The sequence below is a fragment of the Micromonospora sp. NPDC049201 genome, assembly GCF_055586805.1.
Genome location: NZ_JBVJHM010000012.1, coordinates 119,711 through 135,274, shown reverse-complemented (window position 1 = coordinate 135,274; position 15,564 = coordinate 119,711). Strand labels below are relative to the sequence as shown.

Sequence of the window (15,564 nt, the reverse complement as noted above, 5' to 3'; positions counted from 1 at the left end):
GTGGGCCGACCGTGGCCGGGCGCGCCCGACCCTGGGAGCACCACATGACGATGGACGTTACCCGCCAGCGCTTCCTGATGTGCCGGCCGACGTACTTCGCCGTCGACTACGCGATCAACCCGTGGATGGACCCCACCGCCCCGGTCGACGCCGACCTGGCGATCCGGCAGTGGGAGCAGCTCCACCAGACGTACCTCGACCTGGGCCACGAGGTCGAGCTGATCGACCCGGTCGCCGGCCTGCCGGACATGGTGTTCGCGGCCAACGGCGGCACCGTGATCGACGACAAGGCCATGGCGGTGCAGTTCCGCGACCCGCAGCGCGCCGACGAGGCGCCCGCGTACCGGGCCTGGTTCGAGGCCGCCGGCTTCGAGATGTACGACCCGAAGCACCTCAACGAGGGCGAGGGCGACGTCCTGCTGGTCGGCGACCACCTGCTCGCCGGCACCGGGTTCCGCACCGCGCACGCGTCGCACGCGCAGCTCCAGGAGGTCTTCGGCTACCCGGTGGTCACCATGCAGTTGGTGGACGCCCGCTTCTACCACCTGGACACCGCGCTGACCGTGCTCGACGAGCGGACCGTGGCGTACCTGCCGGAGGCGTTCTCGCCGGGCAGCCAGGCGGTGCTGCGCCGGCTCTTCCCGGACGCGATCCACGCGACCATGGCCGACGCCGAGGTGCTGGGCCTGAACGCGGTCAGCGACGGCCGGCACGTGGTGCTGCCGGCGCAGGCCACCGACCTGGCCGCGAAGCTGCGCGACCGGGGTTACGAGACCATCGGGATCGACCTGTCCGAGCTTCGCAAGGCCGGCGGCGGACCGAAGTGCTGCACGTTGCGACTCCGTCAGGGAAAGGCGATCAAGTGATCATCGACGACATGCTGCGGACACCCTCCGCGGTCCGGGACGCGGAGCGCCACACGGCGCACAACTACCACCCGCTGCCCGTGGTGATCTCCTCGGCGGAGGGCGCCTGGCTGACCGACGTGGACGGCCGCCGCTACCTGGACTGCCTGGCCGGCTACTCGGCGCTGAACTTCGGCCACCGGCACCCGAAGCTGATCGAGGCGGCGCACGCCCAGCTCGACCGGCTCACGCTGACCAGCCGCGCGTTCATCCACGACCAGTTCGCCGACTTCTGCCGGGAGCTGGCCGCGCTCTGCGGCAAGGAGCTGGTGCTGCCGATGAACACCGGCGCCGAGGCGGTGGAGACCGGCATCAAGGTCGCCCGCAAGTGGGGGTACCAGGTCAAGGGCGTCACGCCGGGCCGGGCCAACATCGTGGTGGCGGAGGGCAACTTCCACGGCCGGACGACCACCATCGTCAGCTTCTCCACCGACGAGGACGCGCGGGCCGACTTCGGGCCGTACACGCCGGGCTTCACCGTGGTCCCCTACGGCGACCTGGCCGCGCTGACCGCGGCGATCGACGAGAACACGGTGGCCGTGCTGCTGGAGCCGATCCAGGGCGAGCAGGGCGTCGTGGTGCCGCCGGAGGGCTACCTGCCCGGCGTACGCGAGGTCTGCACCGAGCGGAACGTGCTGTTCATCGCCGACGAGATCCAGTCCGGGCTGGGGCGCACCGGCGCCACGTTCGCCTGCGACCTGGAGGGCGTCGTCCCGGACATGTACCTGCTGGGCAAGGCGCTCGGCGGCGGCATCGTGCCGGTCTCGGCGGTGGCCGCGAACGCCGACGTGCTGGGTGTGCTCCAGCCGGGTCAGCACGGCTCCACGTTCGGCGGCAACCCGCTGGCCTGCGCGGTCGCCACCGAGGTGGTCCGGCTGCTCGCCACCGGCGAGTTCCAGCGCCGCTCGGCCGAGCTGGGCGAGCGGCTGAAGGCCGGCCTGGAGGCGCTGCTCGGCAAGGGTCTGGTCGCGGTCCGGGTGCGCGGTCTCTGGGCCGGCGTCGACATCGACCCGGCGCTGATGAGCGGCCGGCAGGCGTGCGAGCGGCTGATGGAGCGCGGGGTGCTGGCCAAGGACACCCACGGCTCGACCATCCGGCTCGCCCCGCCGCTGGTGATCACCGCCGACGAGATCGACCACGCGGTGACGCAGCTCGCCGCCGTGCTGGCCGGCTGACGCCGTACGCGGAAAAGGGCGCCGGGACCACGACGGTCCCGGCGCCCTTCGCGCTCGTGGGTCAGGGACGCGGCAGCCGCATCGCCATGGTCGGCGCCTCGGCCATCACCGAGTTCGGCGTGTACGTCGCGTCGCTGGCCGTCTCGGCGGCCCGCCCGATCTGCACGCCCGGGTACAGCTCGATCAGGTCGCCCTCGCCCAACGCCCGGGACTGCTGGGGCGGCAGCGGGATCCGCTCCGTCTCGACCATCGACCCGCCCGGCCGGATGCCGGAGCCGTTGGTGCTGGTGTCGGTGACCACCACCTCGCCGCCGCGTCCCAGGTCGAACCGGACGTGGCTGCGGCTGATCCAGCGGCGGGCCTCGTCGTTGAGCCACTGGCCGAGCGTCACGCCGCCGGGGCCGTCCGGGGCCCGGCCGACCGCCACCGGCTCGGCCTCGGTGAGCACGAACCGCTTCCGCACCAGCCCGCCGATCCGCACCGCCAGCACCTCGCTGCGCGGGCGCTGCCCGGCGTCGGAGAGGCGGCTGCCGTGCCGGGGGCAGGTAGGCGCGCCGGTGCGCAACGTGGGCGGCGGCTGCTCGGACGGGGTCCGGTCGATCGCGGCCAGGTCGGCGAAGGCGCCGCCGCCCCCGCCGCCGCCGAACAGCGCGCAGCCCGGCTCGGGGCAGCGCCACTGCCGGGAGAGCAGCTTGACGCCGGCCGGTGAGCGGGTGCCGGTGACCGGGTCCTGGCCGCCGCCGACGTGCGCGATGAAGACCGGCCCGCCGGCGCCGGGCACCGGCGCGAGCACCCGGCCGGCCTGGCCGACCCACGGGTAACGGCCGACGAGCCCGTCCAGCCGGGCGCGGGTGAGCACCGGCAGGCCGAGCAGGTCGGCCACCTCCAGCATCCGGTCGCCGGGCTGGTCGAGCACCTCGACCAGGCCGTCGTCGGCCCAGCGGCGGACCACCATCCGCTCGTTGGAGGTCAGGTCGGCGTCGGACAGCAGCGCCCGGTGCACGATCGCGTAGACCTGGACGCTGTCCTCGCCGATCTGCCGGGACAACGCGTCGATCACCATCCCGAGCCGCAGCAGGCTGGCCGGCCGCCCGCCGTCCAGGTTCTGCCAGCGGATCACCTCGGCCAGGTCGACCACGGCCCGCGCCAGCAACGGGTCGGTGCAGACCCGTCCCTCGATGGCGTCCAGCACCTTGCTGATCTCGAATCTCATGCCGCGCTCCGCACCATGTCGTCGCTTGACCCGGTCGGGGCCGGTCGCCCACCGGGCCGCGCGTCACCCCGGCGACGCGCCGTCCCACCACTGCGACGACCCTACCGGCCGCGTCCGACGGCGGCGTTCCCCCGCACGCCGGAAGCGGCACACGCCACCGGCCGGGCCGGGCGGGGACACCCCTCGACGCCCCCGCCCGGCCCGCCCGGCTCAGCCCGCGCGCAGCGGTCGCCCCACGTCGTGCAGGTGGGCCAACCCCTGCCGGTACGACTCGACCAGCCCGGCCTCCGCGTACGGGATGCCCTGCTCGGCGCAGTACGCCCGGACCAGCGGGCGGGCCCGGCGCAGGTTGGCGCGCGGCAGGTTCGGGAACAGGTGGTGCTCGATCTGGTGGTTGAGGCCGCCCAGCGCCAGGTCGACGAACCGGCCGCCGCGCACGTTGCGGGCGGTGAGCACCTGCTTGCGGAGGTAGTCGAGGTCGTCGTCGGCGGTGGGCATCGGCATGCCCTTGTGGTTCGGGGCGAACGCGCACCCCATGTAGAGCCCCCAGAGTCCCTGGTGCACGGCGGCGAAGAGCAGCGCCTTGCCCGGTGACATCACCGCCAGCAGCAGGCCGACGTAGCCGGCGGTGTGCGCCGCGAGCAGCGTCGCCTCCACGGCCCGGTGCCGCACCGGGACGCGCCACCGCCCGTCCGGCTGCCGACCGGCCAGCGCCCGGACGCTCGCCACGTGCAGCGCCAGCCCCTCCAGCAGCAGCATCGGAAAGAACAGCCACGCCTGCCGCCGGGCCAGCCACCGGCTCAGTCCCCGGGTCGCCTGCGCCTGCTCGTACGTCCAGACCAACGCGCCCGCGCCGACGTCCGGGTCCTCGTCGGCGTGGTTCGGGTTGGCGTGGTGCCGGTTGTGCTTGTCCACCCACCAGCCGTAACTCAGCCCCACGGCGAGGTTGCCGGCGACCAGGCCGGCCACCTCGCTGGGCCCGCGCCGGCGGAACATCTGCCGGTGCCCGGCGTCGTGCCCGAGGAACGCCACCTGGGTGGTGGCCACCGCCATGACGGCCGCCAGCGGCAGTTGCCACCAGGAGTCGCCGACGACCGCCACCACCGCCCAGCCGGCCAGGAACGCGCCCAGGGTGAGCGCGATGCGAACCGCGTACCGGCCCGGCCGCCTGTCGAACAACCCGGCCTCGGCGACCCGGCGGGACAGCCGCGCGTAGTCGCTGCCCCGCCGGCCCTCCGGTGCCGCCACCGTCGAAGTCGTCATCCGCCATCGCCCCCGCCTGCCATGGGCCACACCCAGTCATGACCCTCGGTGACCAGTGTGTCGAAATTCGTGGCCCTGGGTGATCCCGCCATCCCCCGAACCTCAGGTGGTGCTGTCCCCACCCCGCCGACCGGACCGGTCAGGTCAGGCGGGTGACGGCGGCACGCAGGCGGGCCAGGTCGCGGCGGCGTCGCTCGTACGTGGCGGCCAGACCGATCAGCGCCAGGCCCCCCAGCGCGAGGAAGACCCAGCGGGGCAGCAGGTCCCAGCTCCGGGCCAGCTCGTGCAGCGCCAGCGGCACCAGCGTGGCCGCGCCCAGCAGGACCGGCGCCTGCCAGCGCCGGACCGCGCCGCCGAGCACCGCGCCGAGCGCCACCGCGCCCAGCGCCAGCCGGCGCAGCGGCTGCGGGTCCGGCGCCGCCAGCACCGAGACCAGGCTGGGCAGCAGCGCCGCGCCGAGCCCCGGGCCGAGCGCCAGCCAGCTCGTCAGCCCGGGCCGGTGCCGCAGCGCGAACAGGCCCGCGCCGAGGGCGAGCGCCGCCGCCGGCACCGTGTACGCCTCCAGCACCGCCACCCCGCCGGCCGCCAGCAGCAGCCAGCCGCCGAGCAGCTCGCTGCCGCCCGCGACCGCCGCGAGAGCGGCGCGCCGGCCCGGCGTCTCACCCCGGCGCAGCACCCGGACCGCCACGACGACGCCCCAGAGGGCGCAGACCGCCGCCGCGTACCGCAGCGCGCCGCCGGTGAGCAGCAGCGCGAGCAGCGCCACCGCCTGCGCCACCCCCTCCAGCACCGCCCCCGCCGCCGCCGCCCGCTGCGTCGATCTTGGAGTTGTGGCGCCCACGATGTCGGGATCGCGCCTTTTGCGAACGACCACAAGTCCAAGATCGACGATTCGGGGAGTGGTCCGCAGCGCTGGCGCGGCGTGCAGGGTCACCGCCGCGACGGCCAGCACCGCGAACCCGGCGGCGCGCAGCGGCAGGCCGCCGGCCAGCGGCGCGGTGACCGCGAAGCCGGTGGCCGCGGCCACCGCGCCCAGCCAGCCGACGAGCCGGGCCGCGCCCGACCACCCGGCCACGCCCACCACCACGCCGGCCACCACCAGCGCCCCCAGCCCGGCCAACGTCCCCGCCCGGGTGGCGACCAGCCCGCCGAACCCGAACCCGCCGAGCACCGCCCCCGACAGCACCAGCACCGGCAACCACCAACCCGGGGCCGACACCGGACCCGCCCCCACCGAGCCCGCCACCGACGCCGGACCCGCCCCCGCCGGGGCGACGCCGCCGGCACGCACCATCGACACCGGACGGTCGCCCACCGGGGCGGCCGGCCGTCCGACGCCGCCGGCACCAAACGGCGACATCGGATGGTCGCCCACCGAAGCGGCCGGCCTCGGGCCCGCCGCCGACGTCGGAGCGTCGCCCACCGGGACGGCCGGGACCGGACCCGCCACCGACATTGGAGCGTCGCCCACCGGGACGGCCGGGACCGGACCCGCCGCCGACGTCGACGCGTCGCCCAGTGGGTCGGCCGGGACCGGACCCGCCGTGGCGGCGGTCAGCAGCGCGGCCAGGCCGGTGCCGAACGCCACCGCCGGCACCACCGGCCAGGGCGCGCCGGCCGCCGCGAGCAGCACCGGCAGGGCCACCGCGCCGAACGGCAGCGCCGCCCGCACGCGCCGGCCGACCGGCGTCCCGATCCGGGCGTACGCCGCCGCGGCGACGCCCAGCAGCAGCAGGGTCAACCCGGCCCGGGCCGCCTCCGCCGGAGCCGCCGTGCCGGCCGGTGCCCCGGACCAGGGCCGGACCGGCAGCTCCCCCAGCACCGCCAGCGCGCCCGGCGCGGCGGCCAGCCCCGCCAGCCCGGCCAGCGCCGCGCCGACAACCCGCGGGGCATACGCCGGCCGGGTCGTCCCGCCACCGGCGGCCAGCGCCAGCAGCACTCCCGCCGCGGCGTAGAGCGCCACCGGTTCCCGGCCCGGCACGACAAGCGGCCCGAGGCCGAGCGCGGCGAGCGCCACCGCGAGCGCCGTCGAGGCGTACCCGGTCAGGTCGGGCCACCGGCGACGGACCGCCAGCACGGCGACCACCGGCACCACGACGGCGGTCGCCCCGCCCCGCAGTTGCCACCAGGTCGGCGCGTCCAGGCCGAGCAGCGCGACGGCCACCGCCGCCGGTACGGCGAGCAGCGCCACGGCCAGCGCCAGCCCGGCGACGACCGGCTGGGCGCCTGCACCGCGCCGGCCGAGCGCCGCCACCGCCACGCCGAGCACTGCCGTCACCGCGAGCACCGCGACGGCGCCGGCCGGCGCGGCGCAGCCGACCAGCAGCGCGTGCCCGACCAGCACCGCGCCGGCCGACGCGGCGACTCCGACGACGACCCGGCCCCGGCGCGGCCGGGCCACGGCGCCCAGCAGCAGCGCGGCAGCCACCGTGAGGTCGGCGACCAGCACCGCCGGCCACGGCGTGCCCACCACGGCCGGCGCGGCGAGGACGGTCAACCCGGCGGTCACCACCCCGACCAGCGGCCGGGCGGCCCGGGGCGTCAACAGCGCCACCGCGCCGGCGACGAGCAGCAACGCGGGCGGCAACTGCCAGCCCCAGGACGGCACGGCACCGCCCGGCCGGACCCGGACCGCGGCGACCGCGACCGCCGCGGCCGTCACCCCGGTCAGCACGACGGTGAGCTGTCCCAGCCCGGCGGCCACCGCGAGCGCACCGATCCGCGGCCCGGTCCGCAACCGTGCCGGAAGCGCCCGGACCGCGCCGGCCAGCACCGCCACCGTGAGCCCGGCCGCGAGCAGCAGCAGCCCGGGACGCTCGGCGGCGACCGGACGCACCAGCGCGGCGGCCAGCACCGGCACCAGCAGCCCGGCGGCCACCGCGCGCCACGTCCGGCCACCGGCCGCGTACGCGCCCGCGACCAGGGCGAGCGCCACCACCAACAGCGGACCGCCGGCCAGCAGTGCAGTGCCGGCCGCGCGGCCGACCGCCAGCGGCACCAGCGCGAAGCCGGCGGCCAGGGCCAGCGCCGCGCCGTGCCCGAGCCAGCCCAGCACCTGCCCGGCCCAGACCGCCCCGCCGGCCGGGCCCGTGCCGGCGCCACCCCCCAGGCGCGCGCCGCCGGCACGGGCGGTCCGGCGGCGCAGGGCGACCACCACCGCCAGGTCACCGAGCGCCAGCACGGTCAGGGCCAGCGCCCAACCGGCCGCCGCCGGCCGGGCCGCCGCCACCGCCAGCGGCAGCACCGGCTGGGCCGCCAGCCACGCCGCGAACCACGGCGCGGTCAGCCGGCTGAGTCGCCCGTAGCCGGCCGCCACGGCAGCGCCGCCGGCCGCGACCAGGGCGGCGTACCGGCTGCCCGGCCAGCCGGCCACCCCGAACAGGTCCACCGACCAGGCGGCGTACCCGTCCAGGAGCACCAGCAGCAGCCCCACCGCGGCGATCGTCTCGGCGGTGCCGCGCAGCCCGCGCGCCCGGGCCAGCAGCGGCGCGGCGAGCGCCAGCACGGTGACGGCGAGCAGGATCAGCGCCCGGCCGGCCACCCCGAACGCGGCCCAGGCGACCGCGGTGAAGACGATCGCGGCGGTGCCGAGCAGCAGCCCACCGAGCACGAAGAGCAGGCCCTGCACCGCCCGGCCGGACGTCTCCGCGCCACCGGCGCGGGCCGGTCCGGCGACGGGCGGCGCCGGCCGCACCGGCTGCATCGGCCGCGACGGCTGCATCGGCTGCGACGGCTGCGACGGCGCCCCGACGGCGGCCGGCTGGGGCGCGGGGATCTCCAGGCGGATCCGCGCCGCCAGCGCCGCCCGTCGCTGCCGGACCGTGGACAGCCGGCCGGCCAGCTCCTGGTACGCGACCCGGGCCGCGTCCACCCGCGGGGTCAGCGCGGCGATCTCCCGGTCCAGCCGGACCACCTCGGCGGCGGGCGGGTAGGGCGGGCGACCGCAGGCGCGGCAGCCGGCGACGAGGTCGGCCGGTGCGCCGCACCCGGGGCAGGGGTAGCCGGTGTTCTCCACCCGGTCAGCCTCGCCGGTGGCGGGGCGGGCGGACAGAGTAGGGGTACCTAGGGACGGGTGTGTTCGCGTACCCAGGCGGTGTAGTCCGGGTTGCCGCTGTCCTCCCGGGCGACCAGGATCTCCGGCACCTCGTACGGGTGGCTGGCCCGGATCTGGTCGACGAGCGCGTCCACCCGGTCCGGCGTGGTCTTGAAACGCACCGACCACTCGGCGGTGGTCTGGATCGCCGACTGCCACCAGTAGGTGCTGTCCACCGGGCCGCCGACCTGGGCACACGCCGCCAGACGGCCGGCGACGGCCGCAGCCGCCAACACGTCCGCCACCCGGCGGGCGTCCACCACCGTCGTCACCACGCAGATCTGGTCCACCAGCGCACCCTACGCGGCGTCCGGGCCGTCCCGCCGTATCCGGGCACGAAAGCCACTCAGGCGTCGACAGTGCCGTCCCGGGTCGCGGCGATCCACTTGTCGATCCGGGCCCACCAGTCGAACAGCCAGTCGATGCGCTCCTGCTTGCCGGCGGGGATCTCCTCCGGCGGCACGGACCAGAACCGCATCACGATCCGCTTGTCCATCGGCAGCTCACGCCACACGTCCGCGACCGTGAGCAACTGGTCCAGGCCGGTGTGCGCCACGAAGATCACCCCGGCGTCCGGCGCGGCGTCCAGCGCGGCGAGCAGTCCACCGGGCTGCGGGGCGAGCACGTGCCGCATCCGCTCGGCCCGCAGCGCCATCCGCTCCAGCCCGAGCGACCGCAGCCGGGCGATCGCCCGCAGTCGACGCGACGGGGTGAAGTTTCCGCCCTCGGGGAAGATCACGAAGGCGTCGTCGTCGTCGAGGCCGGTGGCCAGGTGGCTGATCTGCCGTACCGCCGAGTCCCGGCCGTCCGCGCCGGGCGCGATGAACCGGTTGGGCAGCCGGTTGAGCAGCACGTCGATCGCCGGGTCCCACTGGAGGCTCTCCTTGAGCACGATCCGGGGCTCCCGGTGGAACCAGTTCACCAGCGCGTGGATCAGGATGAACGAGTCACCCGGCCCGGCGTGCCGGCAGAGGACCAGCTCGGGACGGCCGGGCAGCGCGGTGTCCGGGTCGGTGCCGACCACGTCGATGCTCAGCCGCAGCGTCCACCGGGCCTGCCAGAACAACACCCGCAGGAAGCGGCCGGCGACCACGTAGTGGGCCCGCTGGAACGCCGGCGACCGCTTGTACCGGCCGAACCCGGAGGCCAGCCAGAGCACGAAGAGCGTGAGCAGCGCGGCGGCGTCCCAGACAAGGTAGACGGTGCCGATCCAGAGCAGCCGCAGCGGGCGCAGCCGTCCCGGCACCAGCGGTGACGCCGCCAACGCCAGCAGCGCCCAACCGGGCAGCGTGGTGACCACGGCGACGGCGAGCAGCACGACGCCGGGCCCGAGCAGCAGCCGGCGTAGCCAGCGGGGTGGCAGCGGCATCAACGCTCCAGCGCGGTGTCCAGGTAACGGCGGGAGGCGGTGTACGCCCGGCTGATCCGCCGCCCCACGGCCGCCATGTCCCGGTACGCCCACGGGCTGTCGTCGCGCGGCTCCAACCCGCCGGTCGGCAGCACGTGCACCTCGACGCCGTCGGGCAGCGCCGCCATCTCCCTGGCGAACCGGTGCCGGCGGGCCACCTCGAACGCGACCTGGGCGACCTCCCAGGGCCGACGCGGCGGGCTCAGCTCGCGCTCGATCCGGCCCACCTGGAGCACGAAGATCCGCGTCGCACCGGCCGCCACCGCCTCGCCGACCGGGATCGAGTTGACCACCCCGCCGTCGATGTAGTGCTGGCCGGCGATCTGGGCGGGTGGCAGCAGCCCGGGCACCGAGGCGGACGCGAGCACCGCCGGCACCACCGGCCCGTCGGAGAACCAGTACTCGGCGGCGCGCTCGATGTTCGCCGCGCAGCACCGGAACGGCACGGCCAGGTCGGCGAACGTGGTCGCCTCACCCAGTTCGCTCTCCAGCAGGCGGCGCAGCGGGCGGGGCGAGTGCAGGTGGGTCCGCGCGGCGAAGCGGCGGAGCTGCCGGGCGACCGAGTCGCCGTACACCTCGCTCGCCTCCGGGGAGGCCCAGAGCCGGACCAGCCGGTCGGTGACCGCCTCGGTCGGGTCGGCGGCGACCAGGGCGCCGTTGACCGCGCCGATCGAGGTGCCGAGCACCAGGTCGGGCCGGATCCGGGCGCGGAACAGGGCGCGCAGCATGCCGACCTCGACCGCCCCCAGCACTCCCCCGCCGCCGAGCACGAACGCCACCGGACCGCCTGCCATGCCGTTCATCCTGGCACGGGTCGCACGGTCCGGCCCGGCGTGCCCGGCCGGGCACCGTGCGCCACGGCCGACGCGCGGATCGTGACGGGCTTCCGGACGCCCGTTGACAGGCCGGACACATTCCCGCAACCTGGTAGCGCTCCCGAGCCCAGGCAGGTGCGAGGTGAAGGCGACACTCCAAGCCGGCCGTCTGCTGGCCCGGCGGTACCGGCTCATCGACCGGATCGGCGCCGGCGGCATGTCGGTGATCTGGCGGGCCCGCGACGAGGTGCTCGACCGGGTGGTGGCGGTGAAGGTGCTCGCCCCCTCGCTCGCCGCCGACGCCCGGTTCCGCGACATGGTGCGTGAGGAGGCCCGCTCGGCCGCGCAGCTCGACCACCCGCACGTCACCGCCGTGCACGACTACGGCGAGACGGTCGCGCCGGACGGCTCGATCACCTCGTTCGTGGTGATGGAGCTGCTCAGCGGCGAGGAGTTGGAGCACCGGCTGACCGAGGGGCCACTGCCCTGGACGGCGGCGGTGGAGACGGGCGCGCAGGTGGCCGAGGCGCTGGCCGCGGCGCACCGGCTCGGCATCGTGCACCGGGACGTCACCCCCGCCAACGTGATGATGACCGGCGTCGGGGCGAAGGTGCTCGACTTCGGCATCGCCACCCGGGTCGGGGCACCGGACGAGGACGAGGACGGCGGCACGTTCGGCACCCCGGCGTACGTGGCGCCGGAACGGCTGGACGGGGCGCCGGCCCAGCCCGCCACCGACGTCTACTCGCTGGGCGTGCTGCTCTTCGAGACCCTGACCGGCCAGCCACCGTACCCGGCGGACACCTGGGAGCAGCTCAGCGCCGCGCTGGCGGAGCACGCGCCGCCCACGCTGGACGGCGTACCCGGGCTCCCCCGGCCGGTCGCGGAGATCTGCCTGCGCTGCCTGGCCCGCGATCCGCGGGACCGACCCACCGCGCACCGGGTGGCGGCGGTGCTCCGCGACCAGTTGCTCCCCGCCGATCCGCAGGCCGCCACCATGCTGGCGCCGACCATGACGCTGCCCGCGCTGAGCCGGGCGGCGGCCCCGCCGACCCAACCGGTACCGGTGCCGGTCCCGCCGGCCGGCCCGGCGGCCCAGCCCGGCCCGGCGGGCGGACCCGGCCCGGCGGGCGGACCCGCGCCGGTCGGTGGGCCGGGCCGACGCCGCGTCCTCGCGCTGGCGGGGGTCGGGGTGGTGCTGGTCGCCGCCGCCGCGTTGCTGGTGCCGGCACTGACGCCGGACCGGCCGGTCGAGCCCCGGGTGCTGCCGACCGCCGGGCCGGTGGAGACACCCACCGGCGTGCCGACCGGTGGCGAGGATCCGGCCACCACGCCGCCGTCCGAGCCGACCCGCGCGCCGGCCGCCACCATCCCGGCCGCGCCGACCGACGAGCCGGCGGACGCGGCCGAGCGGGTGGACGGGCTGATCGAGGCCGGGCTGACCAACGGTCAGATCCGCAGCGACGTCGGCGTGGACCTGCGCAACCTGCTGCGCAACGCGGTGGCCGCGAGCGGCGAGGACGAGGTGACCGCCGCGGTGGAGCGACTCCGCGGCAAGATCGCCGAGCGTCGACGCGAGGGCAGCATCACCCCCGGGTACGCGCGGCAACTCGACGCCGCGGCGGCGGCGCTCGTGGTCGGGCGCACCTGACCGGTCAACCGGTGACGAGCCGCGCGACCGCCCGCGGGCCGTCCGCCGTCGCCTGTCCGGCCAGGAAGCCCCGGTACACCGCCTCGTACCCGGCGGCCATCCGCTCCACCGAGAAGCTCTCGGCGACGTGCGCGACGCAGTCGGCCGGGTCCAGGTCGGCGACCGCGCGCAGCGCCGCCGGCAACTCGTCGGCGTCGTCGCACACCAGCCCGGTGACCCCGGGACGGACCAGTTCCGGCACCGCGCCCCGGCGCAGCGCCACCACCGGCGTACCGGTCGCCATGGCCTCCACCATCACCATGCCGAACGGCTCCGCCCACTGGATCGGCATGATCAGGCAACGCGCGTCGAGCAGCAGCCGCAGCACCGCCTCGCGCTCGGCGTTCACCACAAGCGTGACGTCCTCGCCCAGCAACGGCTCCACCACCTGCTCCAGGTAGCGGCGCTCGGTCGGTTCGTTGCACTTGCCGGCCAGGGTGAGCGGCAGCCCGGCCGCCCGGCAGGCCCGGATCGCCACGTCGGGGCCCTTGTCCGGGCTGAACCGGGCGAGCCAGAGCACCGGCCCGGCCCCCGGCGCGCGCTTGTGCGGGAAGTCCCGCAACGGCATCGCGTTGTGCACCGTGCCGACCCACGGCAGGCCCGGGTTCGCCCGGCGCTGGGCGTGCGAGATCGCGATCAGGCCGACCCCCCGGTCGGTGTTGCTGAGCACGGTGCCGTACTCGCCGACCGGGTTGCCGTGCACGGTCGCCACGGTCGGCACCCGGCGGCGGCCGGCCACCATCGGGCCGATGGTGCTGTGGTCGTGCACCAGGTCGAAGTCGGCCGGGTCGACCAAGTGGTCGACGTGCGCCAGGTGGGCCAGCTCGGGCAGCGACTCACCCAACCGGTCGAACTGGAGTTCGGCGCAGGTGGAGACGAACTCGGCGGCGGTGCCGTGCTCGGTGCCCGCGCCGAACAGCGTCACCGCGTGCCCGCGGTCGACGAGCGCGTCGACCAGCCCGGCCACCAGGGTCTCCAACCCCCCGTAGCCGGGTGGCGGCACCGACAGCCACGGCGGGACCACCATCGCGATCCGGAGCGGCCCGGCCCGCGCCCGGTCCGGCGGTGGCTGGTCGACGGCCACGAGTCCCTCCCCCGCTGGTCCCCGGCGTACCCGATCGGCGGCGGGTTCCCGGCGCGGCACGCGGTAAACGGCATCCGCGCCCGGACCGGTCACCGGGCCGGTGACGGGCTCACCCGGACCGGGTGAGACACGAAGAGGGGCGGTGGGCGACGAAGCCAACCCCCTTGGCTCCGTCGCCCACCGCCCCGGGAGGGAGGTAGGTCCTGCGGACTATGACGTTTCGGCGAGCGTCACGGTTGCCGTCTCGTCGGATCCGTTTCGCTTGTACTGAAGTTCGACCCGGTCGCCGACCTTCCCGGCCTGCACGGCGCCGACCAGGTCGTTGGAATCGTTGATCACCTTGTCGCCGAACTTGGTGATCACGTCACCCCGCTGGATCCCGGCCTTCTCGGCGGCGCTGCCGGGCGTGACCGCGGCGACCATCGCGCCGCCGTCCTCCGCGGCGTTCACGCTGACCCCGAGCGACGGGTGGCTGATCTTCTCGCCGCGCTGGAGCTTCTCGGCCACGTCCTTGGCCTTGTTGCTCGGGATGGCGAAGCCGACACCGATGTTGCCGTTGCTGCCCTGTCCGGCGGTGGCGATCGCGGTGTTGATGCCGATCACCTCGCCCCGGGTGTTGACCAGCGCGCCGCCGGAGTTGCCCGGGTTGATCGGGGCGTCGGTCTGCAACAGGCCGGAGATCGAGCTGGCCCCCTGCTGCGGGGTCTGCTGCTGGCCGCCCTCACCGGCGGAGATGGTGCGGTCGCGGGCGCTGAGGATGCCGGCGGTCACCGAGCCCTGGAGGCCGAGCGGGCTGCCCAGCGCGAGCACCTGGTCACCGACCTGCATGCCGTCGCTGTCGCCGAACTTCGCCGCCTTCAGGTCGCTCACGCCGCTGGCCTTGACCACCGCGAGGTCGGTCTTCGGATCCGTACCGACGATCTTCGCCGAGGCGGTCTTGCCGTTGGCGAAGACCACCTTCACCGTGTCGCCGCTGGCGGAGGCGACCACGTGGTTGTTGGTCAGCACGAACCCGTCAGCGCTGAGGATCACCCCGGAGCCCTCACCGCTGTCCGTCATGATCGTGACGATGCTGTCCTGCACGGCAGCCGCGATCTTGGGCAGGTCGGCGCTGTTGATCACCGGAGCGGCGGAGTAGGTGCGGGTGACGCCGCCGCCGTCGTCGAGCGCGAGGGCCAACGCGCCGCCGGCCACGCCCGAGCCGAGCATCAGGGCCAGCGCCAACGCGCCGGCGCCGACGAACTTGCCGGCCCGACTGGGCCGCGCCGGCTGCTGCTGGCCCCACGGCGGGACCGGCTGCCCGGCCTGGTGCGGCTGGTGCGGGGGGTACGGCTGCGCCTGGTACGTCGGGACGGGCCCCCCGGTGTGCGACGACGGGTAGCCGGAGCCGCCCTGCTGCGCCCACCCGCCCTGCTGCGGCGACCCGTACCAGTTCTGCGGTTGCCCCGAGGCGGGGTACGGCGGCGCGGAGGGCTGGGCGTACGGGCCGCCGGACGGCTGGGCGTACGCGCCACCCGGCCCGTACGGGTTGGCCGGCGCGGCGGAGGACGGCGCGTACGGGTTGGCCGGCGTGTCCAACGACGGCGCGTACGGGTTGGCCGGCGTGTCCGACGACGGCGCGTACGGGTTGGCCGGCGTGTCCGACGACGGCGCGTACGGGTTGGCCGGCGCGTCGGACGACGGCGCGTGCGGGTTGGCTGGCGCGTCGGCGTGGGCGGTGGTTCCGGCGGCCGGGGAGTCGGCCGGAACCGACGCGGCGGCCGGAGTGGAGTCCGATGTCCCGCTCTCGACGCGGGGCAGCTCGGCGGTGTGGTGCGACGGCTGGGCGTCGGCAGGTGCCGGCGACCGCTGCGGCTCGGTCTCGTGGTCGGTCATGCCTACAGCTTTCCCCGTGGCACTGTCACCAGCCTGGAATCCG

General features: G+C 76.1%; 11 protein-coding genes. 3 read left to right on the top strand and 8 right to left on the bottom strand.

Going from position 1 to position 15,564, the window contains the following annotated elements; all coding sequences use genetic code 11:
- The first annotated feature begins 50 nt into the window (after positions 1-50).
- Positions 51-866 (top strand): dimethylargininase, encoded by an 816-nt coding sequence (ddaH, locus tag ACZ6O5_RS25215; RefSeq protein ID WP_281938580.1) that lies wholly within the window; start codon positions 51-53, stop codon positions 864-866.
- On the top strand, positions 866-2,080 hold the full coding sequence (gene rocD / locus ACZ6O5_RS25210; protein ID WP_465980294.1) for an ornithine--oxo-acid transaminase: 1,215 nt from the start codon (positions 866-868) through the stop codon (positions 2,078-2,080). Before ddaH ends, rocD begins: the two co-directional genes overlap by 1 nt.
- Before the next feature lie 61 nt (positions 2,081-2,141).
- Here rocD and ACZ6O5_RS25205 read toward each other — a convergent pair whose 3' ends face one another.
- From ACZ6O5_RS25205 to ACZ6O5_RS25180, 6 genes are all read right to left on the bottom strand, one after another.
- Positions 2,142-3,293, bottom strand: a complete 1,152-nt coding sequence (locus ACZ6O5_RS25205; RefSeq protein WP_465980215.1) for an FHA domain-containing protein — start codon at positions 3,291-3,293, stop codon at positions 2,142-2,144.
- Positions 3,294-3,503: 210 nt separating this feature from the next.
- Positions 3,504-4,556, bottom strand: coding sequence for a fatty acid desaturase family protein (locus ACZ6O5_RS25200; RefSeq protein ID WP_465980214.1), 1,053 nt, complete (start codon positions 4,554-4,556; stop codon positions 3,504-3,506).
- Between the two features lie 139 nt (positions 4,557-4,695).
- The gene (locus ACZ6O5_RS25195; RefSeq protein WP_465980213.1) at positions 4,696-8,571 is read right to left on the bottom strand and encodes an SCO7613 C-terminal domain-containing membrane protein; all 3,876 of its coding nucleotides are present in this window, start codon (positions 8,569-8,571) and stop codon (positions 4,696-4,698) included.
- Positions 8,572-8,618: 47 nt separating this feature from the next.
- Positions 8,619-8,939 carry a divalent-cation tolerance protein CutA gene (cutA, locus tag ACZ6O5_RS25190; protein ID WP_107160928.1) on the bottom strand — a complete coding sequence of 107 codons (321 nt, stop codon included), beginning with the start codon at positions 8,937-8,939 and terminating at the stop codon, positions 8,619-8,621.
- A gap of 56 nt (positions 8,940-8,995) precedes the next feature.
- The gene (locus ACZ6O5_RS25185) at positions 8,996-10,018 is read right to left on the bottom strand and encodes a 1-acyl-sn-glycerol-3-phosphate acyltransferase (RefSeq protein WP_465980212.1); all 1,023 of its coding nucleotides are present in this window, start codon (positions 10,016-10,018) and stop codon (positions 8,996-8,998) included.
- Positions 10,018-10,851, bottom strand: coding sequence for a patatin-like phospholipase family protein (locus ACZ6O5_RS25180; protein ID WP_465980211.1), 834 nt, complete (start codon positions 10,849-10,851; stop codon positions 10,018-10,020). The genes ACZ6O5_RS25185 and ACZ6O5_RS25180 overlap by 1 nt, the downstream gene beginning before the upstream one ends.
- Positions 10,852-11,014: 163 nt before the next feature.
- On the opposite strand from ACZ6O5_RS25180, the gene ACZ6O5_RS25175 reads away from it, so the two are divergent.
- Positions 11,015-12,523 (top strand): serine/threonine-protein kinase, encoded by a 1,509-nt coding sequence (locus ACZ6O5_RS25175; protein ID WP_465980210.1) that lies wholly within the window; start codon positions 11,015-11,017, stop codon positions 12,521-12,523.
- A 4-nt stretch (positions 12,524-12,527) separates the two neighbouring features.
- Here the strand turns inward: ACZ6O5_RS25175 and ACZ6O5_RS25170 are convergent, their stop codons facing one another.
- Positions 12,528-13,589 carry a glycosyltransferase family 4 protein gene (locus ACZ6O5_RS25170; RefSeq protein WP_465980293.1) on the bottom strand — a complete coding sequence of 354 codons (1,062 nt, stop codon included), beginning with the start codon at positions 13,587-13,589 and terminating at the stop codon, positions 12,528-12,530.
- A 267-nt stretch (positions 13,590-13,856) separates the two neighbouring features.
- The gene (locus ACZ6O5_RS25165; RefSeq protein WP_465980209.1) at positions 13,857-15,521 is read right to left on the bottom strand and encodes a S1C family serine protease; all 1,665 of its coding nucleotides are present in this window, start codon (positions 15,519-15,521) and stop codon (positions 13,857-13,859) included.
- Positions 15,522-15,564 lie beyond the last annotated feature (43 nt).